Source organism: Microbulbifer harenosus, from assembly GCF_005771435.1.
Classification (GTDB): Bacteria; Pseudomonadota; Gammaproteobacteria; order Pseudomonadales; family Cellvibrionaceae; genus Microbulbifer; species Microbulbifer harenosus.
This window is the reverse complement of the sequence record NZ_VANI01000005.1, coordinates 24,564-51,039: the sequence shown is the minus strand read 5'-3', so window position 1 is coordinate 51,039 and position 26,476 is coordinate 24,564. Positions and strand designations below refer to the sequence as shown.

At 57.5% G+C, this 26,476-nt stretch carries 20 protein-coding genes; 9 read left to right on the top strand and 11 right to left on the bottom strand.

What is annotated here, in order from left to right; genetic code table 11:
• Positions 1-78: 78 nt before the first annotated feature.
• From FDY93_RS04785 to FDY93_RS04760, 6 genes are all read right to left on the bottom strand, one after another.
• Positions 79-990 (bottom strand): Csu type fimbrial protein, encoded by a 912-nt coding sequence (locus FDY93_RS04785; protein ID WP_138234618.1) that lies wholly within the window; start codon positions 988-990, stop codon positions 79-81.
• Positions 987-3,419 carry a fimbria/pilus outer membrane usher protein gene (locus tag FDY93_RS04780; protein ID WP_171018893.1) on the bottom strand — a complete coding sequence of 811 codons (2,433 nt, stop codon included), beginning with the start codon at positions 3,417-3,419 and terminating at the stop codon, positions 987-989. The genes FDY93_RS04785 and FDY93_RS04780 overlap by 4 nt, the downstream gene beginning before the upstream one ends.
• Complete coding sequence (locus FDY93_RS04775; protein WP_138234616.1) at positions 3,385-4,113, bottom strand: fimbrial biogenesis chaperone; 729 nt, start codon at positions 4,111-4,113, stop codon at positions 3,385-3,387. The genes FDY93_RS04780 and FDY93_RS04775 overlap by 35 nt, the downstream gene beginning before the upstream one ends.
• 1 nt (position 4,114) lies before the next feature.
• Entirely contained in the window at positions 4,115-4,600 is a 486-nt protein-coding gene (locus tag FDY93_RS04770) for a Csu type fimbrial protein (RefSeq protein ID WP_166216008.1), read from the bottom strand.
• A gap of 226 nt (positions 4,601-4,826) precedes the next feature.
• A complete protein-coding gene (locus FDY93_RS04765; RefSeq protein WP_138234614.1) occupies positions 4,827-5,261 on the bottom strand; it encodes an OsmC family protein in 435 nt (144 codons plus the stop codon).
• Positions 5,262-5,332: 71 nt separating this feature from the next.
• A complete protein-coding gene (locus FDY93_RS04760; RefSeq protein WP_138234613.1) occupies positions 5,333-6,238 on the bottom strand; it encodes a hypothetical protein in 906 nt (301 codons plus the stop codon).
• Between the two features lie 207 nt (positions 6,239-6,445).
• On the opposite strand from FDY93_RS04760, the gene FDY93_RS04755 reads away from it, so the two are divergent.
• Positions 6,446-7,930: a bifunctional 2-methylcitrate dehydratase/aconitate hydratase gene (locus FDY93_RS04755; protein ID WP_138234612.1), complete on the top strand. Its 1,485-nt coding sequence runs from the start codon at positions 6,446-6,448 to the stop codon at positions 7,928-7,930.
• On the opposite strand, the gene FDY93_RS04750 is transcribed toward FDY93_RS04755, so the two are convergent.
• Positions 7,908-8,360 carry a GNAT family N-acetyltransferase gene (locus FDY93_RS04750; protein WP_240914255.1) on the bottom strand — a complete coding sequence of 151 codons (453 nt, stop codon included), beginning with the start codon at positions 8,358-8,360 and terminating at the stop codon, positions 7,908-7,910. The genes FDY93_RS04755 and FDY93_RS04750 overlap by 23 nt on opposite strands.
• An 11-nt stretch (positions 8,361-8,371) precedes the next feature.
• Between FDY93_RS04750 and FDY93_RS04745 the strand changes: the two genes are divergently transcribed.
• Together FDY93_RS04745 and FDY93_RS04740 are read left to right on the top strand one after the other, a co-directional pair.
• Complete coding sequence (locus FDY93_RS04745) at positions 8,372-8,968, top strand: tRNA-uridine aminocarboxypropyltransferase (protein WP_138234611.1); 597 nt, start codon at positions 8,372-8,374, stop codon at positions 8,966-8,968.
• A gap of 280 nt (positions 8,969-9,248) precedes the next feature.
• Complete coding sequence (locus FDY93_RS04740) at positions 9,249-9,881, top strand: YopT-type cysteine protease domain-containing protein (protein ID WP_138234610.1); 633 nt, start codon at positions 9,249-9,251, stop codon at positions 9,879-9,881.
• Between the two features lie 43 nt (positions 9,882-9,924).
• On the opposite strand, the gene FDY93_RS04735 is transcribed toward FDY93_RS04740, so the two are convergent.
• On the bottom strand, positions 9,925-10,530 hold the full coding sequence (locus tag FDY93_RS04735; protein WP_138234609.1) for a response regulator transcription factor: 606 nt from the start codon (positions 10,528-10,530) through the stop codon (positions 9,925-9,927).
• Positions 10,531-11,115: 585 nt separating this feature from the next.
• On the opposite strand from FDY93_RS04735, the gene FDY93_RS04730 reads away from it, so the two are divergent.
• Both FDY93_RS04730 and FDY93_RS04725 read left to right on the top strand, forming a co-directional pair.
• Positions 11,116-13,758 (top strand): NHL repeat-containing protein, encoded by a 2,643-nt coding sequence (locus FDY93_RS04730; protein ID WP_138234608.1) that lies wholly within the window; start codon positions 11,116-11,118, stop codon positions 13,756-13,758.
• A gap of 122 nt (positions 13,759-13,880) precedes the next feature.
• Positions 13,881-16,307 (top strand): hypothetical protein, encoded by a 2,427-nt coding sequence (locus FDY93_RS04725; protein ID WP_138234607.1) that lies wholly within the window; start codon positions 13,881-13,883, stop codon positions 16,305-16,307.
• A 79-nt stretch (positions 16,308-16,386) separates the two neighbouring features.
• Here FDY93_RS04725 and FDY93_RS04720 read toward each other — a convergent pair whose 3' ends face one another.
• Positions 16,387-18,756 carry a sensor histidine kinase gene (locus FDY93_RS04720; protein ID WP_138234606.1) on the bottom strand — a complete coding sequence of 790 codons (2,370 nt, stop codon included), beginning with the start codon at positions 18,754-18,756 and terminating at the stop codon, positions 16,387-16,389.
• A gap of 178 nt (positions 18,757-18,934) precedes the next feature.
• On the opposite strand from FDY93_RS04720, the gene FDY93_RS04715 reads away from it, so the two are divergent.
• The 4 genes from FDY93_RS04715 to FDY93_RS04700 all read left to right on the top strand — a co-directional run bounded on the left by FDY93_RS04715 (position 18,935) and on the right by FDY93_RS04700 (position 25,104).
• Positions 18,935-19,660, top strand: a complete 726-nt coding sequence (locus tag FDY93_RS04715; RefSeq protein ID WP_246068463.1) for an ABC transporter ATP-binding protein — start codon at positions 18,935-18,937, stop codon at positions 19,658-19,660.
• The gene (locus FDY93_RS04710; RefSeq protein WP_138234605.1) at positions 19,636-22,119 is read left to right on the top strand and encodes an ABC transporter permease; all 2,484 of its coding nucleotides are present in this window, start codon (positions 19,636-19,638) and stop codon (positions 22,117-22,119) included. The genes FDY93_RS04715 and FDY93_RS04710 overlap by 25 nt, the downstream gene beginning before the upstream one ends.
• Complete coding sequence (locus FDY93_RS04705) at positions 22,112-23,188, top strand: lipocalin-like domain-containing protein (RefSeq protein ID WP_138234604.1); 1,077 nt, start codon at positions 22,112-22,114, stop codon at positions 23,186-23,188. Before FDY93_RS04710 ends, FDY93_RS04705 begins: the two co-directional genes overlap by 8 nt.
• A 170-nt stretch (positions 23,189-23,358) precedes the next feature.
• Complete coding sequence (locus tag FDY93_RS04700; protein WP_138234603.1) at positions 23,359-25,104, top strand: N-6 DNA methylase family protein; 1,746 nt, start codon at positions 23,359-23,361, stop codon at positions 25,102-25,104.
• Here the strand turns inward: FDY93_RS04700 and FDY93_RS04695 are convergent.
• Together FDY93_RS04695 and FDY93_RS04690 are read right to left on the bottom strand one after the other, a co-directional pair.
• A complete protein-coding gene (locus FDY93_RS04695; RefSeq protein WP_138234602.1) occupies positions 25,094-26,203 on the bottom strand; it encodes a nuclease in 1,110 nt (369 codons plus the stop codon). The two genes, FDY93_RS04700 and FDY93_RS04695, sit on opposite strands and share 11 nt — an antisense overlap.
• Before the next feature lie 13 nt (positions 26,204-26,216).
• Entirely contained in the window at positions 26,217-26,444 is a 228-nt protein-coding gene (locus FDY93_RS04690) for a helix-turn-helix domain-containing protein (RefSeq protein WP_138234601.1), read from the bottom strand.
• Positions 26,445-26,476: the final 32 nt, after the last annotated feature.

Here is a 26,476-nt window from a genome sequence, read left to right as displayed (position 1 = left end):
CACCTCTGTGGATGCAGCGATTGATTGAGCCATCGTGCATCGGAAATTGGCGCAGCTGGGGCGGTGGACGCTCGTCGATCAGAAGGTCACGGTGGCGGTAATCGTATCCTGGTAGGTGCCGGGGGGCTTTGCGCCCTGTATCGGAACCCGGCCATACACGGTGAGCGACTGGGCAGCGCCGCTGCCGGTGCCGCCCACCATTGTGCCCGGGGTATCGCCCCACGTCTGTGTGCGCGCGGCATCCTGGTAGAGCTGGTAGTCGACGGTATCCGGGCCCAGCTGCATCTTGCGGTCGTTGATGTCGGCGTTGTCGCCGCCATCCAGCGCTACGGTATAGGCGCCGTTCAATGTGCAGGTCACCGACAGGTTGCTGCTGGCATCTGTCTGGGTGACGCTGGTGACGGTGCCGAAATCGAGCGGGCTCGCAGATATGCTGCAGTTGGGTTCGATCTGCAGTTGTGACGTCAGGGTGTCGGGCAGGCTGTACACTCCGCTCATTGCGGCACAGGTTTGCAGGGTTGATCCTTCGCGCGCTTCGATGGCGCTCAGTACCGACTGATACAGGCCCACCGTTTTTCCCGTTTGCGCGGCAAATACCCGCCCGTATACCGTTGCCACCTGTGTGCCGCCGAGCAGTGGAAATTCCAGGATCCGCTGCTGGCCGCCGGCGACATTTCCCCACACCAGGGTGCGCGCGGCGTCGCGAAACAATTGATATTGCACGTCGAACGCGCCGCTCACCATACGCCTGTCGGCAATGGAGATGCCGCCGCTGCCTGCTGGCAGGCTGATACAGACGCGACGCAGGAGCAGGCTGCCGAGCGCTGGGCACTCGACGGTGATACTCGCGCTTACATCGATCTGGTGTGTCGGCAGGCCGGCGATGGTGCCGAAGTCGAGAACTGGCGTCACGGTATAGTTGCATGCCTGTCCCCAGGCGTTACCCACCCCCAGTAGTAAAACCAGCAATAGAGCGCGCCGGATCATCATGGCACCTCCATGCAATCTTGCGGCGACAACCGCAGACGTGTGAAGACGGTTGCGGGCTCGGCGATGGGGTTAATGGTGTAGTTACACACCCGTTCCCGTTGCCGTACCTCGATACGTGCCCCGCCGGAAATGTCCTCCAGGTAGACTTCACCATCAAATCCCACGGGAACCGCGCGGCTTGCATTTTCCTGATACAGGGTCGCGCCACTGCCGGCGTTTACTGCGCGGCCGGACTGGTCGAGGAGGGTGATGATGGCCGGTTGCATTTGTGCAACCGGGAACACCACAAACTGGCCCGCGTGATCGGCGGGTATTGCGAATTGTTCCAGCTCGTTCACCAGGAAATTTGCGGCCAGTTGGTCCGGATCAATACCGATCCGGTTGCGCTGCCAACCGCGGAGGTCGGGGATAAGTAAGTAGCCTTTGTCGTCGGTGTGTCCGTAGAGGCGGTTTTCGCTGAGTATCGGTATGTCTTCGACGCCGGTGTACACCAGGGCGAAGGCATCGTGGATGCGACGGCTGGCGATCAGCTGGCGGTCCATAACCGCGACACTGCCGCCGGCTTCCAGGAAGTAGCCGTGTTCGTCGCGGTCCCAGTCGAGACCTGCGCGCGCTTCCATATAGCGGCCGCGGGTTTCAATGGCGGCCTGGCCGTAGTCGCCGTCGATGTCGCCGCCCTGCAGCCACCAGCCCCAACCGCCATCGTAGGGGGCGGTGCGGCGGAGCAGGGCTCTCGGTTCGTTGTCGCCGTCGCTGCGGCGTTGTACTCCAACGGAGAGGTAGGCCAGATGTTGCAGCGGGACACTGAAGGTGAGGCTGCCGCCGGAGCCGTTTTCGTCGTCTTTGAACAGGGCGGCGGAAACCGATAGCCGCCGGCCGATGTTTTGTGTCCAGCTCAGGCTGTGGGTGCTGAAAAATTCCCGCGGCAGGAATGGAGCGCGGTGGTCGCGCCGGCGCAGGTAGCTGTAGCCGAAGCTTCCCCGGCCCATCTGCAGCCACACGGTGGCGCGGTCCTGGGCGTTGAGCCAGCGCTCGGTGAGGGTGCGGTCGGTATCCATATCCGCGAGGTCGCGATAGCCGCGGGACCGGCGCAGGGTCTGCAGATCGAAACCGACAACAGGCCCGATCCACTGGTAGCCGAGGCTGTACTGGTGTCCGGATTTGTCGTTCTCTCCCGGCACCTGACCGTCGCTGTAGGCGAGGGATGCGGATGCCAGGCCCCAGCGGCCGCCCGGCGACCAGACACCGCCGATTCCGGTGAGGCCGAGATCTTCCGCCAGTTCGGCATGGGCCTCGAAGGTAAAGGCACCGGTGACGCCTTGCAGCCAGCTGGCGCTTGCCACCGGGTGCTCGCCGTAATCGTTCCAGCCACCTTCGAAGTCGGTGCGCAATACACCCGCCTCGAGGCTGAAGTCACTGAGGCCTGGCGCCAGGCGGCGGTGGTCTACATACAGCGGCGCGCTGGTCTCGGTGGTGCGCCCGAGGGCATCAGTTACCACCAGCGTGGCCATACCGGCACCACCGATTCGGGGCAGGGCATCGAGCACAAAGGGGCCGCTGTCCACGGCGTTGTCGTACTGCAGGATATTGTTGACATAGAGCTCTACGGTGGAGGGCAGCGCGGCGCTGCCATCGAAACGCGGGACCGGTAGCGTAATCAGATCCGGACGCACGCCGAAGTTGCGTCGCCACTGCAGGCCGGCCATGCGCACCGGGCGACTCCAGCTGTGGCCGCCACTGATCAGATCGCCAGCGGTCCATGTCCACAATTGTTGCGGATCGCTGTAGGTCCAGTAGCTGTCGAGGCGGCGGTAACCGATATCCTCATCGCCGCTACGGCTGACTCCGGAAACCTGCAGGCTGCCATAGTCTCCGAACCAGTTTAGCGATGTGCCGAGGGACGTGTTGCTGCGGCCCTGCCAGTGGCGACCGTAAAAGTCGTAACTGAACAGCAGCCCGTGATCGCGGCGCACCTCAACCGGTGGCGGTGGCCGGTAGCCCAGGTGCTGTCCCTGGCGCAGGCTGGGCGGCGCGTGCAGTACCAGGGACTGGGTGGGGACGTCATAGCGATAGGCGAGCCCGGGCAGGGAATCCAGTGCTATCCAGCCTGTGGGGTCTTCCTCCGGTAACTGCAGTCCAATTTCCTGCAGGTCGCCGACGATCACAAACAATCTGTTGTCGCGCAGCTGTGCGTGCACGATCAGCCGGGTGGTGGTTTCACCGTAGAAGGCTTCCAGATACAAATCCTGTTCGCGATGCACTGCGGGCAGAAATGTATCGGCATCGTCGGCGGCCAACATGTGGTGCTGCAGCCGGGAACCGGCCTCCGCGCTGATGGCGAGTGCGCCGGCGAGCAGGCCGATGAGCACGCGTTTCGGGAGGCGACCGCAATAATTATTGTTGCAGCGGAAGCGTGGTGGGCTGGCCATTGAGCAGTGTTTCCAGTCGCACGTCTCGCGTGAGGTCCGCCGTGGGAGAGACAGAGTTTTCTGGCAACGCCCAAACCCTGCGGCTACCGGGTAACACATAGCCGAGCAGGCCCGCGCTCAGCGGCAGTGCCCACCCGGAATCGTCCATCAGTTGACTGGCGCCCAACTGGGCCGCCCGCCCGCCGGAATTGATGCACTCCAGCAGTGCGGCATCATCGCGCACGCTGCAGGAGAGTTTCGCGTCGGTCGCATCCTGCGCGCGCACAAACAGCGGCAACACGTAGCGCATGCGTACATTCACCCGGCCGTGTGCTTCGCCGTTTGTTGTTGGAAGCTCGTCCACCACCAGCCGGAAGCTGTGGTCGTTGCCCGAGGCGGGAGGTCCCAGCCGCACCAGGCGCACTATCTGCTCCGCGCCGGGCATCAACTCCACGATGGGCGGGCTGGCTACCACCGCATCACTGGCGATCAGCTGGTCTTTCCCCTCCGCCTGATGCCAGGCGAACACCCGCACCTGGGCCGTTAGCCGCGCGTCGCCGCTGTTGGAGAGGCGCAGGCGTGAGGCACTCTCACCCGCGTCAATCTGCAACAGTATCGGTCCTGCCTGTAGCTGACCTTTGGCGAAGGTAGGGGAGCACACAAGCAGAGCAACTGAGAACGCACACCATAGTAGGAGGTATCGCGTTACTCGCATATCAGAAGGTTGCCGTGGCGGTGATGGTGGAATTGTAGGTACCGGCGGGCTTCGGGTTTTGCCCGGCGCCGGTCAGGCCGTAAACATCAAAGGCGTCGGCACCGCCGGTGCTGGTGAAGTCGATGGTAAAGGTGCCGCCGGTGCCGTCACCCAGAATCTCGGTGTTCGCCGCGTCGCGGTAGAGGTTGTAGTCGATGGTATTGGTGCCGTCGTCCATTTGTCGGGTAGTGAAGCTGCTGGTGCCGCCGGTGCCCGCACTGAAGGCGACGCTTACCGGCGCCAGGCCGGTACAGGTCACTGTGCCGGAGGTGGAGCCGGAAATAGAGGGTGTCAGGTCGTTGACGGTTCCAAAATTCAGATCGTTTATGGAAATGGTGCAATCGTTCTCAATGGTGATCGAGACCAGGAAGGTGGTGTCTTCGGTGGCGGAAAATACCGGTGTTGAAAGCAACAGGGCGCACAGGGAGAGAGCCTTTCTTTTGTTCACGATGACCTCAGCTTTTATGGGGGCTGCCGGAAAATTCTTGTTCCGCCTAAAAGCTAGTTCATTTCCGTGCGACCGCCTGATGAAATCAGAGAAATGGCGGGAAAAGTTGCTCCTCATTAAGCAATTCCCGCCATTTCCTGTGAACAGTTCAATCAGGAAAGTGAGATCCTTGTCGCTGTAGTTTTTGCTGTTCCACAGCACAGCACTACAGTGGCCGTGGCGGCGGTCAAGAGGTGGTAACTTCCGCGTTCAATGTCACCGGCGCACTGAGCGAATTGGTGATCAGGCAGTTCTCCTCGGACTTTTCCAGCAGCTTGTGCGCCTTGTCTGTATCCGTGCCCTGGGGCACTCGCAACGTGGCATTGACTTCAAATTCGGTGAAGCAGGTTTTGCGTCCGTCTTTGTCCAGGGTGCCGGTTGCGCTGCATTCCAGGTTGGTCCAATCGAGGTTGTTGTACTTGGCAATGGCGCGGAAGGTCAGAATAAAGCAGTCCGCCACTGCCGCTACCAGTAATTCCTCCGGTGACCACTGATCACCCGGGCCATCAAACTGGCTGGGTGCGGCGGAGGCCAGGGGCGCCAGCCCCTCGGCCGTCAGGGTGATATTGCCTTCGGCCGTCGCGCTGGCGGCCACTTGGTAATGGTGGGGAAGGGTATCCATGGTATCTCCGTCAGGCCCATTAATAGTCCAGACAGGTTAGCACCGCCATCCCTCTGCCTCCATTACCTTGTTTACTGTACCGTTGACAGGATTCTGCTCCTGATGGAGTTTTCCCATTCTAGATAGGTGGAATACACGGGTGGCTTGGCTTTCTTTTTTGTCCAGTGCTCTGTTTTTGCCCGGCTGAATAGTATGGCTTCAGCGAAAAAAGGTGAGCCGCTGTTGCCACTTATTAAAGTAAGGGAGTATGGGTTTTTCTCCTGGGAGTAATAGGCTATAGAGTTTCTTGCCTGCCCATAGAGATCGACGTGGCGTCGGAAATTATGTTTGTCTGCTCTTTTTCTGGGGTCGAGAGTGGCAACCAGGTTTTGCCCGGTCAGCATGGCGGCTTGGGCCAGATCACACACATCAATAAACTCTGTCTTGTTGCTCGCGTAGCAGAAGTGGCGGCCATGAACTGAAGATTCATTTTTCAGAACGGCTACAGATAGCCTTTTTTGCGTGTTATATATTTCGACCTTCACTTTTTCTACCCCGATTTCCTCGAGGGATGTCTGAATGTAACCGAGCATTTTGTTGGAAGAGGAAAAGCCGAAGCGATTGTGGATCACAGTTACTTTTGTTGCACTTTTCGGCGGGTCACCAAGTAATTGAAAGACGGATAATAGATAGGCCTGTATTCCATCTTTACCATGCAGGCATAAAGCGTCGTTGTCATAGGGTACATGCGACAGTGCAAATTTTACCGCCTCATCTTTCGAGTATTCTAAAAGTAAAGCTATGCATGTTCCCAAACCGTCTGTTTTGAGTACATCCGTATTGGTGCTCAAAACGCCTACCCCGTTCATGGGGACATACTGGAACGTAAGCGGCATAAAAACCTCCTGTTTAATTGACACGACGAACGATCGGATAGACACCAGGGTGTTCGGCAACAGGGTATTAGGCGCCAGGGTACTCTGGTCCAATGTCGCCACTGCGGTGAGGCTCCTGACTCCCACGCCATCTGCTACCACAAGCAAATGGCCCGTGCGCTAAACGGTACGATGCCATGCTGACTCTAGCAAGAAACACTTGTGTCATTATTTGGTACTTCCGTACATGTTTTGGCGCCGCCACACAGCGCACCCGCGCAACTATCCTCTCCATATTCGCCCTGTTGCTGATGCTTCGAGGAATGAAATATGAATACCAATACTGCGCTGACTTTCCGTCCTGACTACGACGAGGTTATCCAGGACATCGCCGACTATGTGTTGACCTATCGTATCGACTCGGAAGAAGCCTTCACCACCGCGCGCCACTGCCTGATGGACTCTCTCGGTTGCGGCCTGCTGGCGCTGCGATTCCCGGAGTGCACGAAACACCTCGGGCCGATGGTGCCCGGTACGATGGTGCCCAACGGCGCGCGCGTACCGGGTACGGATTTGCGGCTGGATCCGGTGAAGGCCGCCTGGGATATCGGCTGTTGTGTGCGCTGGCTGGATTTCAACGACACTTGGCTGGCTGCGGAGTGGGGGCACCCGTCAGACAACCTCGGCGCCATCCTGGCGGTGACTGACTACCTGTCGCAGAAACATCTTGCGCAGGGTGGGAAGCCGTTCACCATGCAACAGGTACTGGACGCCATGATCCGCGCCCACGAAATCCAGGGAGTGCTAGCGTTGCAAAACAGCTTCAACCGCGTGGGGCTTGACCATGTACTGCTGGTGCGAGTCGCCTCCACTGCGGTTGCCACCATGCTCAATGGCGGCAACCGCGAGCAGGTGATGGCGGCGCTCTCCCACGCTTGGGTAGACGGCGGTGCACTGCGCACTTACCGCCACGCGCCCAACGCCGGTTCGCGCAAATCCTGGGCGGCGGGTGACGCCAGTAGCCGCGGTGTGCGTCTCGCTGATATCACCCTGCGCGGTGAGATGGGCATTCCCGGCGCGCTCACTGCAGAGCAGTGGGGCTTTTACGATGTGTTGTTCAGTAAGACTGTGGCAGACCAGAAGCTGAAGCCGGAAGACGAGCGCCGGTTTCGGTTCCCCCAGCGCTACGGCAGCTATGTGATGGAGAATATCCTGTTCAAGCTGTCGTTCCCCGCGGAATTCCATGCCCAGACCGCCTGCGAGGCCGCGGTGATCCTGCACCCACTGGTGAAACACCGTCTCGACCAGATTGAGCGCATTATCATTACTACCCACGAATCTGCCATCCGTATCATTTCCAAGGCCGGTCCACTCGCCAATCCCGCCGACCGCGATCACTGCCTGCAGTACATGACAGCCGTGTCGATGATATTCGGCGACTTGCAGGCAGAATATTACGAAGACGGCTTCCACCGGGCGCACCCGGAGATCAACCGGCTGCGCGAAAAAACAGAGGTGGTGGAGGAGCCCCGCTACAGTGCCGACTATCTGGATCCGGCCAAGCGTTCCATTGCCAATGCCGTGCAGGTGTTTTTTACCGACGGTACCGCCACGGAGAAAGTAGAAGTGGAATACCCGGTAGGGCACCGGCGCCGGCGTGGGGAGGGCATGCCACTGCTGGAACAGAAATTCCTGGCCAACCTGGCTACGCGTTTTCCGGAACAGCGCTGCGCGGAAATCCTGGCCTTGTGCAAAGAGCAGAAGGCGCTTGAGGTCACTCCGGTCAACGAATTTATGGCGCTGTTTGTGATCTAGAATGCGCGGGTTGATAGCGCATCAGCACAATATCCCGGCCCTGTTTTTCGTAGGTGTGAAAGCGATCCACGATGGCCGATGGCTGGCCCTCCAAGGGAGACTCAATAAACCCGAGTGAGGCATAAAACGGCATAAGGTGCCGGTAGGGGAAGGTAAATGTCTGCGCATCGAACTTCTCCGCCATGCCGTTCAACAGCAAACGCGCCACACCACGGCCCTGCCAGTCCGGTGCTACCGCCACGCCCGCCAGCAGCTGGCTGTCGGTCAGCTGTCGCAGGCAACCACAGGCAATAATGCTATTCTTGGCATCCCTAACCACCGCGCAGGGATCATGCCGCTTCGCCTTACCACGAAACTTGTGCTCACGATAGAACTTGTTGGCCAGCGGCATCTCCGCATCGGAGAGCCACTGCACCGAAAAAGCATCCATTACCATCACCTATGTCGCGTCCACTCTGCTCAACCTGCCAACGCCCACTGAGCGTCTGTTACTGCAGCGCGCTGGTGCATATCCGCAATCGAATCAAGGTGCTGATCATACAGCACCCCCTGGAACAGAAGCACCCGTTCAACACCGGGCGGATGGCACATTTGTGCCTGGAAAACAGTGAATTGATTGTGGCAGAGCGGCTTGCGGATGAGCAATTGGCTCAGTTGCTGAAACCCAACTCGGCCTTGCTTTACCCGTCACTGAGTTGGTTGCCGGACGTGGATCCGGTCGAGCCCGGCACGTCGCGGGCCGGTACGCTAGAACAGTTAACTGTGATTGATGCCACCTGGCGCAAATCCAAGAAGATGTTGCATTTGCATCCAGACTTGCAACGGTTGCCACGAGTCAGCTTTGAGGGGACGTTGGCTTCTGAGTATCGTATTCGGCACTCGTCCCTCGGCAACAGCCTGTCGACGCTGGAAAGTATTGCGCTTGCCATGCAGCAGCTGGAGCCAGGGAGCGATTTTCAGGCCATGTTGCGGCCATTCAAGCATATGGTTTCGTTACAGATTGACGTGTCAGGGGCAGGTGAGAGGGGCCACAGATAACGTCGATTAGCATGGCTGCTTATTGATGTATACCCGACACCTGTTGGGTGGCGAATCAATACCTTTGCATTTATTGTCGCCCGATCAGGTTGGCAAGTGCTGTTGTTTAGAGTAACGACAGCACTTGAGGGGCGCCACTGCATTGAACCCTCGCGTTACGAATCCGGTCAGCCCGATTTTCCACCGCTGGTATCAATATACAGAGTCGCGTTTCCGCACAGAGTCGGTGCTCCATAAACACAGGGCAGCGATATACAGAAATGAGTATGGAGATTCAATAATGGCTGATCCGCATTACGCAGCGCATATCAAAGTGCTGAATGCTGCCACCAAAAATAACGGAAGACTTGGGTGGCGTTTTCACCAGAATATGCCTGAATGCCGGCCAATTGTGGGGAGAGGTGTCTGCTGGGCGATTTCGCTTGAGTATCTGAAACTGATTCGGAGAGGGTTCGATCCGGGCCAGTACTACGGCGCTTATATGAGCATCCGAAATGGGAGGTCAGTGTATCGCGGCGTAAATATTGATGCGTTAATGACGTTGGTTGCCGCCAACCGCGCGTTGAACGAGGACGAAAACTACTTTGACTTTCAGTTACAGAGCCAGAATGATTTCATCGTTCTCAGCCGCCAGGGCGACGTTGATCTGAATCCGGTCGAGGTGCTCGCTCATGCAGATCGGATGGCAAACGGCACTATCAACCGCAATATGATGGTTTATATTGATGGGGAAAACGGTGGGCACGCGATGGCCTACCGGCTATTCAACAATCGGGTTCGCTTCTTTGACCCGAATTTCGGTGAGTATCTGTTTAATTCGCCGGCTAGTTTCATGGACTTTTTCACCTATTTCCTGCCGGCCATGTACGAGGATGATTACGATACATTTTCATACGCGGACCTTTCTGCATGAGCGGCATGCTGGTCGTCTAAGCCCAATGTGATGGTGCGGCAGTTCAATCGAGGATAAAACCGAGCTGCCGTGCTTTCAGAACCGCTTGCGTTCGGTTATCACAGTCAAACAGTTTCAGCAGATCTGAAACATACTCTCTGACCGTGGCCGGAGAAATATTGAGTTGCGCGGCAATTTCCTTGTTTGGCAGGCCCAGCGATAACAGTTCCAGGGTTGTTACCTGGCGCGGTGAAAGTGCCATGGGGCCGTTATTGTTCTGACCGCCGACAACTACCACTTCACCGTCCATTACATCTCTGAGTGCTTTGAGCATTGTGGCTTTGCCGCTTGTTTTCGCAATAAAACCGTCGGCTCCATACCTTAACATCTGCTGGATGCTGGCATGGTGATCGACGGTAGATACTACTATCAGTGGAAGTGCGGGATGGCGGGCTTTGAGTTCTTTCAGGCCGTTGAGTCCGCTGGTGCCCGGGATATGGATATCCAGCAGTAGCAGGTCAATATCCGGATGTTTTGCCAGGGTCGTCAGAGTGGAGCCAAAATCGCCGGCTTCGAAAATCTGGACGGCAGGGAATGCTTCCAGCAGTAGCAGATATAGACCATCCCGATAGAGCGCGTGGTCTTCTGTGATCAGTACTTTGAAACTCATTCCTTTACTCATTCTGGCTGATGCCAAGGTAAGGTTGTTACACCGGGTGGAAGATTGGCACAGGAAATTCACTTGTGGTGACGGGCAGCGGAGTGGGGTGGTTGTTTGTCATGCGCGAAAGGGTCGGTTCGTGATGGGCGGGTAATCTACCATCTACTGTTGTCCAGTTCTATCGTGCCTGATTAGCGCAGCACTGCTGGCCAGGCCTTTTCTCTGGCGCAAAACCCGACATTTGTCGGGTACCCGCCTGTCCGAATAAGACGTAAATTATCCGCATTGTTTGGGTTTGCGTTCTTGTACATCGGGAGACTCTTTACGCTCAAGCGTTGGCCTTTTCTGTTTTTACCAGAAAGGGCTTTTTTATTTTAAGCGTTCAGCAATATACCCGATAACCATATCTCATGTTTCAGAATTCTGAAAATTTTCAGATTAATTCATATTTAAACGGTTATTTACACGGTTATTCAAACGATTATTTACACGGTTGCTCAAACGTTTATTCCAATGCCTGTTTACACGGTTAGTTAAACGATGACTCGCATGGTTATCTCCTACCTTTCTATTCACTTTCGATAAGTTCGTATTATGAGAAAATCAGGAATCCTTACAGGAATAATAAGATGGCGTCACCTGCTGGTGATACTGCTCCTCACGACCCTGACCGCCTGCGGCGGCGGTAGCAGTGGCGGCGGCGAGAGCGTCGAACAACCTTCCGGCGAAGTGCCTTCTGATACACCGCCGGAAACGGAAGATCCACCGGAAACAGAGGAGCCGCCGGAAACGGAAGAACCTCCGGAAACGGAAGAGCCGCCGGAAACCGAAGAGCCACCAGAAACGGAAGAACCTCCCGCACCTGATACTGCGCCGGATGCATTCTCTTTCGAAGCGCAGTCGGATGTCGCATTCAGCGAGGTGATCGAATCCAACATTATTGTTGTGACTGGTACAGATTCGTCGGCACCGATCAGTGTGGTGGGTGGCGAATACGCTATTGATGGTGGCGACTTCACCAGTGCTGAAGGCACCGTGGAACCCGCTCAAAGCGTACAGCTGAGATTGCTCTCTGGCGACTCATTCGGTGTAGTCACCAGCATGACACTGACCATCGGTGGTATTAGCGCTGAATTTACGGTGACCACTTTGCCGGATTCCGTAGCCCCGCAAGCCAGTGTGCATTTCCCGCTGCCCGTCTCTTCCACTACCAGCCAGACCATCATCGTGCGTGGAACCGCCGTGGACGAGGAAGAGAGTGAAATTGTCAGCGTTCTGGTCGAAGACGTTGCTGCAACCAGTGACGACGGCTTCGCTACCTGGCAGGCCGAAGTGCCTGTACCGCTGGGGAGAACCACTCTGCATGTCACCACCGAAGACAGTGCTGGCAATATTGATACCGATGCCGCCCATTTTCAGCTGACGTCAGGCACTTTGGCAGGCGCCTTTGCCTCGCCGACAGCCATAGAGTTTGATGCGGAGAACAACCGCGCCCTGGTCGTTGACGCCGGGTTGGACGCGTTGATCGCGGTGGATCTCACCACCCGCGTGCGCACGATTATTTCTGCTGAAAATGTCGGCATCGGCCAACCTTTCAGTCAGCCGGAATCGCTGGCATTTGATGCGGCCAACAACCGTGTTCTGGTGATCGACAATGCCGCTGGTGGTGTTTTGTTCTCGGTGAATCCGGCCACGGGTGATCGCACTGTGCTTTCCAGCAGCACTGTGGGCGGCGGCGATGTGAGTTTCAGTTTTCCGTCCGCGGTAGCCTTGGACACTGACCGCAACCGCGTGCTGGTACTGAACAACCAGTTCGAAAATGCCAGCCAGTGGACTGTGTACGCAGTGGATCTGGATACCGGTTTTCGCAGCCGTGTGGACACCGGTGGAGTGCTCTTTAAAGACCCGGAAGATATTGCCGTCGATGCGCTCAATAGTCGCGCGCTGGTGGTGGATTCCGGCAGGCGCTCGGTGATCGCCATTGATTTTGCCACCGGTGCGCGCACCAACTTGTCCGGATTTACCCAGGGCGGAAGCCTTATCGGCGGGGGCGACAACATTTTCGATTCGCCGGTGTCCATCAGCATGGATGCGGCCAACAACCGCGCGCTGGTAATGGACGCCACCATTGATGACAGCGGGGCCCTGTTCGGCGTGGACCTGACCTCCGGTTTTCGCAAAGTGCTCGCCGGTCCCCGTACAGGTGGCGGTTTTGTCGGCTCCAATAGTCCCGCGTTTAAAACGCCGGTTTCAGTGGTGCTCAATAGCAATAGCAGCCGCGCCCTGATTCTGGATGATGACACCGACATTATTCTCAATGTAGCCACAGACGGGAGCGGAACACGTCGCCTGATCGACAATCCGGGAACCAACGCACTGATTCAGAGTGCGACCGGTATGGGCATCAACGCCGATCAACGCGCCGTGTATATCGCTGATGTGACCCGCGGTGTCCTGATGGCAGTGAACCTGCGTAACGGTGAGAAAACCTTGGTGTCCATCGGCACCTTGGAGAGTCAGGGTCCTGCATTCAACATCCCAGGGGGTGTTGTGATCGATGACGAGAATAATCGCGCCCTGGTCTCGGATGCCGCCATCGGCGTTATGGCTGTAGATCTGAACAGTGGCCTGAGAACCATTCTTGCCGGTAGAGGCAATGGTTCCGGGGTCACACTGACGCAACCTACGGCCATCGCCCTGGACGTGGTCAACGGGCGTGCCCTGGTGGGAACTTCCTCACTGGATCCGCTTATTGCCTTTATGGATCTGCCGACCCTCCATCGCACGACGCTAACCGGCGCCGGCGCGGGCAACGGCGTGGAATTCGAAGGTGCACGCGCCATCGTTCTGGACGAGGAAAATCACCGGGCACTGGTGGTGGACCGCGATAGCGTGATCATTGCCGTTGACCTGACCACTGGTGAGCGCACCACACTCTCCGGAAACGGGGTAGGCGAAGGTGCGGCTCTCAAGGGGCTGCAGGGCGCGGTGCTCGATAAAACGAATAACCGGCTGCTCACGGCGGACTTCCTCGCAGATACCGTGATTGCCGTGGACCTGGTCAGTGGTGACAGAACCGTGCTGTCCGGTGCTGGCATTGGCAGTGGCGCCAGTCTGGACCAGCCCTCCGCCATGCAGTTACTGGATAACGACATCGCGCTGGTGCTGGACCCCGCCGTACATGAAGTGTTTGCCGTAGACCTGATCACGGGAACACGTACAACCGTGACGCCCTGAGCCGGGTAACCGGAAAAGGGTTTGGCTAACGGGTACCCGACATTGTCGGGTACCCGTTTGTCTGTGTGATTCATAAATTCGACGCAACAAATTGTATTGCAGTAGGGGGACGTAGGATGGGTATGTTCGTAGTGATAGGGCGCTGGTTGTTGGCAGCCAGCCTGGTAGTTTGGTTGACCGGCTGCGGTGGCGGCTCCGGAGGTTCCGGCGATTCTGTAGCAGAGAACCCGACGCCTTCCGAGCCGGACCCCTCCACGCCGGAAGAAGACGGTGGAGATGAGAATGAAGATGGCGATGAAGGGGACGGGGACGGTTCTACGCCGCCCGAAGAGGAAGCGAATGAGCCGCCGGTAGCGTCAATCCAATTCCCCCTTTCCGGCAGCCGGACCACCGGCGCATCCATCAGTGTGCGCGGTACGGCTAGTGATCCGGATGGCGATGCCATTACTTCCGTCACTGTGAATGGTGTGTTGGCCGACACCGACGACGGCTTTGCCAGCTGGCGGGTTCCCAGCCTTTCTCTGCCGGCGGGCACCGATACGCTGGAAGGTCTCGTGCAGGATGCTCGCGGTGAGGTAAGCAGTTTCAGCCTGACTGTCGAACAGGTCGAAAACCCCGGACCCGCATTGATCGCGCCCCATGGCCTTGCCTTCGATTCCGCCAATGGTGAGCCGCGTCTGCTGGTCGCCGATGATACTTCGACCTGGGGTGCCGGTGCTTTGCTGGCCCTGGAGTTGAACGACGGGCCAAACCTCGGGCGCCGCAGCGTCATTGGCCAGAAGGGGGATGGCAATGGCATCGATTTTTACCAGCCGGTAGGGGTAGAGTTGGATACTGCCGCCAATCGGGCCCTGGTGCTGGATTTTGGCGCGCTTGCGTACGGGAATGGCAAGGTGATTGCGGTCGATCTTGCGACACAGGCGCGAACGCTGTTGCTGGACGGGCTCAACTTTCCGCTATCGCTGGCGTTTGATGCCACCAACAACCGGGCCTTGATCGGTGATTCAGGCAATGCTGACAAGCTGTTGGCACTGGACCTGGACGACCTGGCATCCGGCACCTCGACCGTTGTCAGTGCCGGGTTTCCCTCATCTATCGACCTCGACTCTGGCAATCCGGATCGTGCCCTGATGGTGGACGGTCTGGTCAATGTTGAAGCGCTGTTCGATGTTGATTTGACTGCGAAAAGCAAAACCAAGATTGCGACCTTTGCCGATCCGGACGTCGTGGCATTTGACCCGGCAGGTGGTGGCGACCTGGCCGTGGTTACCGATGGCGATGCGTTCTTCAGTGTTAACCTGAATGATGGCAGCAAGACGCTGCTGTCCGGTACAGACAGTGAGGGCGTAATAATCGGGAAAGGGCCGCGATTCCGTTCAATTGAAGACATATTGTTTGATCCCACCGACCCCAGCCGGCTTTGGGTAGCGGATGGCTACCTGAAAAAGGTCTATGTGGTGGATGTCAACAGTGGCGATCGGTCAGTGCTGGCAAACAGCTGGGGCCAAGGCCCGAACTTCTTTGCTCCCACCCAGGTAGCCCTGCTGCCCGGAGCCTCCGCCGATCTGTCGCCATCGCTGGTAGTGCTGGATGATATCCGGAGTTGGAGCGGCAGTGAGTTTTACCGGGTAGACCTGACACCCGGCAGCGCTCTTGGCGACCGCGTGCTGCTGTCCGGCTTCGATGCGGATAACCCCAACCAGATTCGCGGTTCCGGCCCGGAACTGAGCTGGCCGGAAGATCTGGTGGTCGAGGCGGACGGGCGTATGCTCGTGCTGGATGGCGAAGATGACGAAGCCGTGATCGTCGCAGTGGATACGCAAAGCGGCGACCGCTCGATCCTGTCCGGTAAGGATGCAGCGGGGGATCTCATCGGCGCTGGGCCCGCATTCAATGGTATTCAATCCCTGGCGCTGGACGCTGCCAACAATCGGCTGTTCGCTGCGCAGAGGGGGGCGTTGTTTGCGGTGGATCTGGAGACGGGAGACCGCACCCTGATTTCGGCGGGCGCTGGCGAAGATCCGGCAACGGATATCGGTTCGGGGCCGGCATTTACTGCGCCGCTCTCGCTGGCGCTGGATGCGGATAATAATCGCCTGCTGCTGCTGAACGGCGCTTATTCCCCTGGCAGCGGGAAACTGATGAGTGTGGGTCTGGCGACTGGCGACCGCGTGGTAATTGCCGACTCGGTTACTGGCGCCGGCGATGTAATGCAGTACCCAGTGTCCGTCTCTCTGGATGCCGCCAACAACCGTGTCCTGGTGTTGGACGCGTTGTCCGGCAAATCCGCCATTGTTGCCGTGGACCTCGACACCGGCGACCGCAGTGTGATTTCCGGTTACGACCTGGGGCCGGATGGAGAGCGCAACAGCGGCGATGAGCAACTGTTCGGCGGCGGCAGCCCTTTTAACCCCGAAGCGGATCTGGCAGATGCGGTACTGGATGCCGGGCAGCGGATACTGTACGTCACCGACAATGCCAGCGGCAGCCTGATCGCGGTGGATATCGACAGCGGCGACCGCGTGTTGGTATCCGGGTTTGCGTTTTGATCCAGGACCGACACCCGCAGAGCGCAGGTGTCGATGAGATGGACCCGGGGTGACGCGTATTTTCAATCACCGGGCCCGGTCATGATACCGGTACTGATACTGGTATATCTGGGCCCAGGTTCATGGCGTCTCCCTGTTGCCGCAATGCGGTGTTGAGCAGGGCTCGAAGCTGGGCGGCAGGAGGGATGGCAGGCAGCCTTATCCACGATATTGGAAGAGGCTGCACGCCATCGCCAACACAAGCACAAACCAGTCGTCCGGCCAGTTGCGCCTGTGTATCGGCGCACACTGACGTCTGTGTCAGAAAGCGGGGCTCGCAGAGCAGCAGCGATAGCGGCTCGGAACCTTTACTGACCGCCTCCAGTGAGCGAAATGATACTACCTTGCAGGACCATTTCCGGAAGCGATCCGACAGGTCCGTTTTCAGTGTTTCATCCTCTATCACCAGCCCGACAACGACGGGCATTTGCTGTTCTGGTTTGAGGGCTGCCGGGCTGCTGATCGCCTGCTCTCGCCTGGGAACGGTAATACTAAAGCAGCTGCCTCGGTCGGGAATGGATACGACCGTTACCGGGTGCTTCAGCAGTTCGGCAATATGCCGGACGATGGACAGACCAATGCCGGCCCCCGGTGTTGTTGCAGCATTTATTCCTGAGCGCTGATAAATATCAAAAATCTGCTCCCGGGCGGTGTCGTTGATACCGCAACCGGTATCCAGCACCTGAATCACGACATGGCTGCCACGCCGCCGGCAACCGACCACCACCTTACCTTCATTGGTGTATTTCACGGCGTTGGAAATCAGGTTCCTCAGCATGCGGCTGAGCAGAACCGGGTCGCTGGATACGCTAAGCGAACAGGGCTGGAAGTGGATCTCGATACCTTTCTCTTTCGCCAGCATCTGGAATTCGTACTGTAAATGGGAGAATGCATCGGTAAGGGAGACTTTCTGATAATCCGGTGTGATGGCTCCCGATTCCAGCTTTCCCAGATCCATGATTGCGTGGAAAGCTTCTTTCATCTGCCGATGGGTGCTTTTCATGCGATAAAAGATTTTCTTACCGTCCTGGTCATGGATGTGCGGCTGTAAATGATCCAGAAAAATGCTCATGGAATTGAGTGGCTGACTCAAATCGTGACTGCTGTGGGCAATGAACTGGGATTTGGCCAGGCTCATGAACTCGGCCTTTAGCTTTTCCTCACGCAGGGAGCGAAGGCGCAGGATCAGTGCTCCGGCGTGCAGAACCAGATGAGCAATATGGATATAAAGCACATGGATCATCTTGTAGGACTCGGTGACGCTCTGTACATTCTGCGCCGGTCCGTGGATGACCATAAGCACCTGTATCAGCGAGAGCACCATCGGGAACCAGCCAAGCAGATAGATGATGTAGTAACTGCCTTCGGCGCGAACCCTGGCGATACCTGAGCCAAGGATACAGAAGGAGACAAGCAGGTAGTTCGCAGCAAACAGGCGTGCGGTTGTGGTGAGGGGGAGTAGTGCGCTGAGCGTCAACATGGCGACAGACGTGACTGCCGCCGCGATGAAACATTGAAACCAGAATCCGTCGCGACGATTGATCTTCAAAAAGCTGGCGGCAAAGGCCAGTTGACCTAGAGTGGTTGAGGACGCCAATATCCAGAAGGCAGGGCCTATCTCGTAGTCCCACTGCCAGAGAATAACGGGAATGCTGCTGTGTTCCAGATAATAAAGCAGCATCAGCAGCGCAGCGAGCGAGGCCCAGAAAAAGGGTGTTTCGCGAGTGATCGTCCAGCAAATCAGGCCCAGTAGAATAAAGCCGAGCGTAATACCAATGGCGAGATAATAGGTAAGGTTGAGCCAGGTAACCCAGCTATCGTACTCCTGGGCACTCATCAGGGCCATGTAGGGGTGCCAGGTGTTGTGCTTTGCCGTCACCTCGACTACCAGCAGAAACGCTTCCCCGGGCTGCAGGGTGATGGCCGTCGCCCGCCCGATGGGGTTTACGTCAGTTCCATCAGCGAAGCCGGTGTTTTTCAGTGTGTGGATGACCCGGCTATGGTCACTTTGAATCAATATTCTGGGCTGCTGAAAGCCAAAGTTGCTGATATGGAAAACCCAGCGGCTTTCTCTCGTATCGTTCACGGCACGGGTATAGAGCCAGTAGCGCTCGTGCTGCCTGAAATCCGGTTTCAGTGAAATGGAGAGCGTCTGGGGAATCTGCATTGCCGCCTGCTCCAGAGTCATACCTGGTGGCGCGGGAATAAAACCGGATGAATGTTCCCGCGATACCAGAGGGTAACGGGTCGTCGTATCCGTGAGAGTAAAGGGAGAGAAATCGCTGTCTGCCTGCGCGGTGTGCATTCCCATCAGTAAGGCCAGCAGCAGGCAGCAGGCCGGTATCGCGCAGCGACGGATTAAAGTACTAATCCCGGGCCAGCTTGTCAGGCATTGTCGTTGTTGTTTCATGCTGTTCCATGCGGCTGATGGACAGCCGCCCTTCCCATGAGCGGGGCAGAATGCCGGGCACCCCGGATGAAGTCAAACATATCAGTATCGCTTCAATGCCAGCGTCAAACGGAATGCCGTTGATATCGACAGCGGCGACCGGGTGCTGGTCTTCGGTATTGTTTCTGGTGGGGTAGACTTGTTTGCGTCATCAGCTATCAGCCAGTCCTACCAGCCTATGAATGATGCCTTGATACAGGCAGAGAATCTTTACTGCGCATACCGCAATGGCGCGGAGCAGATTGCTGTTCTGCGTGGGTTGTCGCTTGAACTGCGCCGAGGTGAAGCGGTGGCGGTCATAGGGCCTTCAGGTTCGGGCAAGAGCACGCTGTTGAACCTTCTCAATGGCCTGCTGCTGCCGGACAGCGGCATGTTGCGGGTGTTCGGTCGCGCCCATTCTGATCTGACGGACAGCGATTGGGCGGAGTTGCGCCGCACTCGCATTGCCACGCTGTTCCAGGATGGCAACCTGATTCCCACTCTTACTGTTTCCCGCAATATTGTTTTTCGCGCCGGGCTGGCGGGTCTGGAAACCCATGAAGGCGAAGTGCTACTTGCGCGCCTGGGTATTGCCGAGGTTGCGCATCGCTATCCTGACCAACTGTCCGGTGGTCAGCGCCAGCGAGCGGCGCTGGCGTGTGCGTTTGCGATGCAGCCAGAGCTGATACTGGCCGACGAACCCACCGGTAGTCTCGATTACACCACCGCCCAGCGCGTGGCGCCGCTATTCTTCGACGCGATCCGCGAACGCGCGCTGGGCGCGCTGATCGTCACTCACAATCCTGAATTGGCGCAACGCTGCGACCGGATTCTTGAGCTGCGGGAAGGAGCCCTGCACCTATGGGACTCGGCACTGTCTTCCTGAGCCATTACCGTCGCCATCCGGGGCAATTGGCTGGTCTGCTGTTGATTCTGGTGTGCGCCGCCATGCTCTGGAGCGGCGTTCGCTCGTTGACGGCAGCGGCAGGAAATGCGGTGGCTGACTCCACGGCGGTGTTGGAGCCACTTCTGAGTGTGGTGCGGGTGGACGGTGAGCCGTTGTCGGTGGAGGATTTTGCGCGGTTGCGTCGCGCGGGGCTTTGCGCATCGCCGCGTTTGGAGGTGCGCTTCACAACGGGTGAGAGTGAGGCGCCGGTTGTGATTGGCATCGACCCCTTAAGTGCCGCATGCCTGCGAAAATACCGCCAGCGGCGGGGCGAAAGAGCATTGGCGGAGGGTGCGGCGTCCGTGGCGAGCACCCTGATGGCCGGGTTGGCGGGTTCCGATCATCCGCTGCTGTTGGGCAGTGCCAGCGATCTGGCGCGCTGGCGGCAGTTGTCGCTGCCGGGTGTAGAAGATATTGAGACAGATGTAATCGACGGTGTGCCGCGCGGGCAACTGTTTGCGGATATTTCAGTCGCCGCGGATCTGGCTGGGGCTGGGCACGGCAGGCTGCAGATTCTATTGCCCGCGGCGGAGGTGGAACGGGTACCGCTTCCCGCCGCTTATCGCGCCGAGGTCGAAGACTACGGGGTGGAGCCGGATCCACTGGTGGAGTCTTTCCTGCTGAGTCTCGATGCCCTGGGGGCGCTGATGCTATTGGTGGCCGCACTGCTGGTGCGCAGTGTCTACCGCTTTGCGCTGGAACAGCGCCGCCGCAGCCTGGAGATTCTGATTCGCCTCGGGGTGACGGTGGGGAGATTGCGTATGGCCCTGATCGCCGAGGTGCTGCTGATTGCGCTGGCCGGCGGTACGGTTGGAATGTGGCTCGGCGAGTGGCTGGCATCGGCGATGGCCACGGGGTTTGAGAGCACGCTCAGCGGTTTGTTCAGTGTCGACACCCTGGTCATGCGCGCGCCCACACCGGAAACCTGGCTCGGCATGGTACTGATCCTCGCGGTGGTGGTCGGTTGGGCCTGTGTTGATTTGCTGTTGCTGGGGCGAAGAGATCGGCACGGCGGGTTACACGGCAGTGGGATTCAAGCGGGCGGCCCCCAAACGGATACCGGCGCGACGAGCCGCTGGCGGGGGCTGTTGGCACTGGTGCTGCTGGTGCTCTCGTTGATCGGCTTGCGGGAGGCCGGCCATTTGTGGCTGATATTTCTCGCTGCCCTTGGCTGTCTGATGGGCGCCGGTCTACTGCTGCCTGATCTGCTGAACAAGCTGCTCGCCTGTGCGGAGCGCCGCTGCCGGCGGCCGCTGTTGGAGTGGTCCTGTTCCGAGATGCGCGCGCTGTGCAGACTGTTGAGCCTGCCGTTGACCGCATTGGCATTTGCTATCGCCACCGCCATCGGCGTGCACGCGATGGTCACCGGCTTTGAATCCACCTTTGCCCGTTGGCTCGACCAGCGCCTGCAGGGCGATCTCTATCTGGACCCCGGTGTGCCAGTGGCGACGGAGGAGTGGCGCGCTCGGCTGCGGCAGATACCCGGGGTAACCAGCGTCTTGCCTATGGTGCGCACCCGTGCCTTGTTGTATTCAGCGCGCGCCGGTCAAATTAGTACGGAGCAATCGACGACGGATCTGTTGCCGGTAGATGTGTTGGGGGTAGACCCGGCCTCGCCGTTATTGCAGGCGTGGCCCTTCCTTTTTGAAATACCGGATCTCTGGGCGGAACTGGCTCGGCGTGGAGTGCTGATCAATGAGCAACTGGCGCGCCGTCAATCGATTGCTGTGGGAGATCGCATCCGCTTTCGCCTGGGTGCAAGGTCGCACACGCGCGACGTCATCGGAATCTATGCCGATTACGGTAGGCCCGAGGGGGAGTTGATGCTGCCGCTGGCCATGGTGTCTGATGCGCTGCCTGACCGCTATTCCACCTTTGTATTGGGCGCTGCCGACATTCATAGCGTCCCCTGGCAAGATTGGCCGCAGCAACACCCGTGGCTCGGGCGCAGCCGCCTGCGGGATCAGGCCGGTTTGAAGCAGTCCGCCAATGCGGCGTTTGCGCGCACTTTTCAGATGACCCGTATGTTGAACGCACTCACGTTGGCACTGGCCGGCACCGCGCTGGCGCTGATGGGACTGGTGATATTCCGCCTGCGGCAGGGCAGTTACACCATGCTGTATGTCTTCGGTGAGCGGTGTAAACCGTTGCGGCTGCGTCTGATTGGCCACAGCGTGTTGGTCACTGGGCTGCTGGCGTTGCTGGCGATTCCGTTGGGTGTTTTTCTCAGCTGGGTACTGGTGGCACGGGTCAATCCCGCGGCGTTCGGCTGGGCGCTGCCGCTGCATTTTTACCCCGGTTTTTGGTTGCAGGTGTGGTTGGTGTGCCTGCTGATTGGCGCAGTTGTCGGTGTGCTGGTGGGCAATCCAGTGCGGCTGGAGACACTGAAAAATGAGTAACGCGAGCCGCCTTCTTCTGGTGCTTTTGTTGTTGACCGGCTGCGGGAGAGGCGCCGAGCGCGATACCTGGTTCAGCGCGCTGCGCGAACCGCCGGCAGGTTTCCGCCAGGCGGCACCGGGTATGAGCGTGCGTCTGCCGCGGGATATGGGCCCGCACCCGCAATATCGCCTGGAGTGGTGGTATCTCACGGCCAATCTGCGCAGTAGCGACGGCAAGCAATTTGGCGTGCAGTGGACACTGTTCCGCACCGGCATTCGTCCCGGTCCATATTCCGAGCCGGTGCCGGGTTGGCGCCGCAATGAAATCTGGTTTGCCCACGCAGCGCTGAGCCGCCCTGGTGAACACCACTTTGTCGACCGCAGTGCCCGCGGCGGCACTGGCCAGGCCGGGGTAACGGCGCAGCCATTCAGAGCCTGGATCGATCACTGGCGACTCGATACCCTCGTTGAGAATACCTGGGTGCTGGACGTGGCCGGTGAGGGCTTCTGCTACCGTCTGCAGTTAGAGCCGCAGCTCCCTGTGGTACTGCATGGCGAGCGCGGCTTCAGTGCCAAGTCTGCCGGTGGCGGGGGTTCGATGTACTTCAGTTATCCATTGCGGGTGAGCAATGGCGAGATCGAAGTCTCCGGTGAAAAATTTGCGGTAAGCGGGCAGGGCTGGTTCGACCGTGAATGGAGCAGTCAGTACCTGAAGTCGGACCAGCAGGGGTGGGACTGGATGGCGCTGCACCTGGAAGACGGGCGCCATCTGATGCTGTTCCGCGTGCGCGGCGCCGAGGATTTCCAGTCCGGAACCCTGGTCGCTGCCGACGGCCGTGCGCAAACCCTGAAGGGAGACGCCTTCAGCCTGCAACCCATCGCCTATCTCGACAGTCACTTTGGCGAAGTACCGGTAGTCTGGCAATTGACGGTGCCCTCTATCGAGCTGGACCTCGAAATCCGGTCCTGGCCCGGCGATTACTGGAACCGCGGTGTCACGCGCTACTGGGAGGGGCCGGTTGCGGTAACCGGCAGCCATAGGGGGGAGGGGTATTTGGAAATGACTGGCTACGGGCATAGTCAAAATTAGTGGAAACCGTTCTCCCTTGGAATAGCTCGCTCTGCATCAGGTGTTGCTTTATCCTTCGTTCCCCTGGCCGCCCCAGGGGGTAACGTGAGGGCGGTATAAGGATTAAGCAATTTCCAGGCGCATCACTGGATGTGCCACTGAACGTTGAGCTTCAACGAGACTGGTGAGTAATGAAGAGAAGTCGCAATTCGTCGGATCAGCGTTATGCGCACGTTGAATCGAGAAAACAAGAGGGGGCGCACTATACCCCTGACATAATTGCTGACTTTATTGCCGACAATATGATTGCCAGTGCGAAACTGGGAAAAGAAGTTTGTATCGCCGATCCGGCCGTGGGTGATGGTGAGCTGCTGATCAGTCTATTGAAGCGACTTGGCAAAAAATCAAAAAAGAGCATCCGCGTGTTTGGGTTTGATACTAATCGGAAGTCGCTGCAGATCGCGGAAACGCGCATACGGGCAGTGTTTCCGGATGTAAACCTGACGCTTCTGAATCGGGATTTTCTGCAGGTTTGCCTGGAGAAAGGCGGCTTAAGCAATAGTGGTGACCTTTTTGCTGGCGACGATATCCCGCCTTTCGATTTGTTGATCGCCAACCCCCCGTATATTCGTACCCAGGTTCTGGGTGCGGATCATGCCCGGCAGCTGAGCAAGTGTTTCGGTCTTAAGGGGCGTGTCGATATCTATCAGGCGTTTCTGATCGCTATGAAAGCGGTCATGAAGCCCGACGCCATCTGTGGTGTGATTGTGTCCAATCGCTTTATGACGGTGAAGGGCGCGGAGAAATTCCGGGAAAAACTGTACGAGTCGTATTCGATCCTCGGTGTATGGGATTTCGGTGATACGCGGGTTTTTGATGCCGCTGTTCTACCTGCCGTCATTATTATGTCTACATCGGCGGCCTCGGGCAGGACAAATAGTATCCCTTTTTCGTCGGTGTATCTGGCGGATGGGGAGGCATCAGAGGGTAACCTTCCGCATGTTAGAAATCAGGTGGAAGCGTTGCAGTGCGAAGGGTTGGTTTCCGCTCCAACAAATACGTACCGGGTGTCACACGGTATCCTGACGTTTGACGTGAACCCCGGCAGTGTATGGCGGCTTGAGTGCGCAACTTCGGAGCAGTGGCTGAAAAAAGTAAGCGCAAAAACCTGGTGTACATTCAAAGACGTGGGGAAGATCCGGGTAGGAGTGAAAACCACCGCCGACAACGTGTTTATCCGCCAGGATTGGAAAGCCGAGGTGGGTATTAAACCGGAATTGTTGATGCCATTAACGACACATCATGTGGCAGGGCACTTCCGCTGTAACGACAAACCCAAGAAAACCATTCTCTATACACACACCGTGGTAAATGGGAAAAGAGCTTCGGTGGATCTGGCCAAGTACCCGCGCTCTAAAAAATATCTTGAAGAACACCGTGAACAACTGGCCGGGCGCAGCTATGTCATTAAGGCGAAGCGTCAGTGGTTCGAAATATGGGTGCCGCAGAACCCGGCACTATGGAAGCGGGAAAAGGTTATTTTCCGGGATATTGCTGAGCATCCCACCTTTTGGATGGACGAAGAGGGAACAGTCGTCAATGGCGACTGCTACTGGATGCTGCGCGACAATACCAGTATGCCGGAAGATATTCTGTGGCTGGTGTTGGCGGTCGCAAACTCGACGTTCATCGAACGATTTTATGACGTGAAGTTCCAGAACAAGCTCTACGCCAACAAGAGACGCTTTATAAGCCAATATGTGGAACAGTTTCCTCTGCCAGATCCATCAGGAAAGCGTGCGCAATCACTGATCAACCTGGCAAAAGAATGCTACCTGGAAACGCGGTCGGATAAAAAGCGGTCCCTGGAAGCCAGAATTGACAAGCTGGTATGGACCGTATTTGGCGTTTCCATGCGATCCGATGTTACGGATTGAAAACCGACTTCCCGTTGATGCCCTGGAAAAAGGTCATCGGAATCGTTCTTTGGCACTTGTAACTCTTTTCCGACACATAGGTAAAGTATCGGCCCAGTTTGTCGCCAGTGCACAGTACGCCGCCTTCAACAATGCCGCTTGCCGGGTTGGTGAAGGCGATGAAATAGCGCATGTTGCGTGTGTTGAAGCCGCCGCATTTCGGGACGCTTTCCAAAAACTCGGGAGAATAAAGTCCAAGATCGACGGTTTGGGCGTCCTGCACCTTCACTTCCAATGCCTGGTTTCTTATGTCCGGGTAGCCGCCGATAAGTCCACTGCCGCGCATTTTGTATCCAAAACTTTTCAGGAAAAGAGACTCGAGAACCTGCCCCCTGTTTTTGGTGGCACCGGGGCTGATGGTTTGGCCAATAATCTGCTTTGCAACAATATCTCTGATGGTGGATATCGGGAGTAGGGATTCGTGGGTGGGTTCGTCGTGGATACTGTAGTTGCTGAGATTGCGGATGTTGTCCGGATTTCCCACCTGTTCTGCTTCATCGAAGAATAGGAGTCCGCCTGTATTCTCCAGTATCTTCTCGCGGGAATGCTGAGAAATCATAAGCTGGTTTTTCACGGTGGGGCGCCCGAACTGCCCGAATTTCTTGACAATGTAATCCGGGGTGAGAACGACGATGCCGGTGATGATATTGAGCGTGGCGTCGACTTTAGCAAGCACAAAGCGAATCTCACTGGAATTCAGCTGCGTGCCTTCATCGTACTCAATTTGAACCGATTGGGAGTCGGGGTTTCTATTCCAGACTTGTAAGTTGTAAGAAGTCCCGGTAGAGACAACATAGGTGTCAATATATTCCAGCAGTATTTTGGGAACGCCCTTTTTCCTTGGCGGTATTATTTTGAAATCGCCGGAAGTAGCTGCGCTGGGTGGGGAGTCGGTAGCCAGTATGCTCCCGATCAGTTTTCTGAGGTTGGCGCCATCGGTCCTTGGTTTGCCGGAAAGTTTGAAAGGACGGTTGATCAAAGTCTGCAGTTTTTTCGCCAGATCCTGCGGAGAAGTCAGCTGATCCTTTGAGGCCGGCGGCCGCTTCAAAATTTCTTCCATGAAATAAAGTCTTCTATTTGTGTTTGCTCAACAGAGTGGGTACATCCACGTTAAGCGCGGCGGCTAATAACTCGAGTGAGCTTAAGCTCACGTTTCTCTCTCCGCGTTCGACAGCGCCTACGTAGGTGCGGTGAAGGCCGCATTCATTCGCGAGATCTTCTTGTGAAAAACCTCTTGATGTACGGAGGTGCTTGATGTTCTCGGAGAGGATTGTCGTTAATTCGCTGCTTGGCTTTCGCATCGGAGGTCCCGTGAATTCAAAAAGGATTAAAA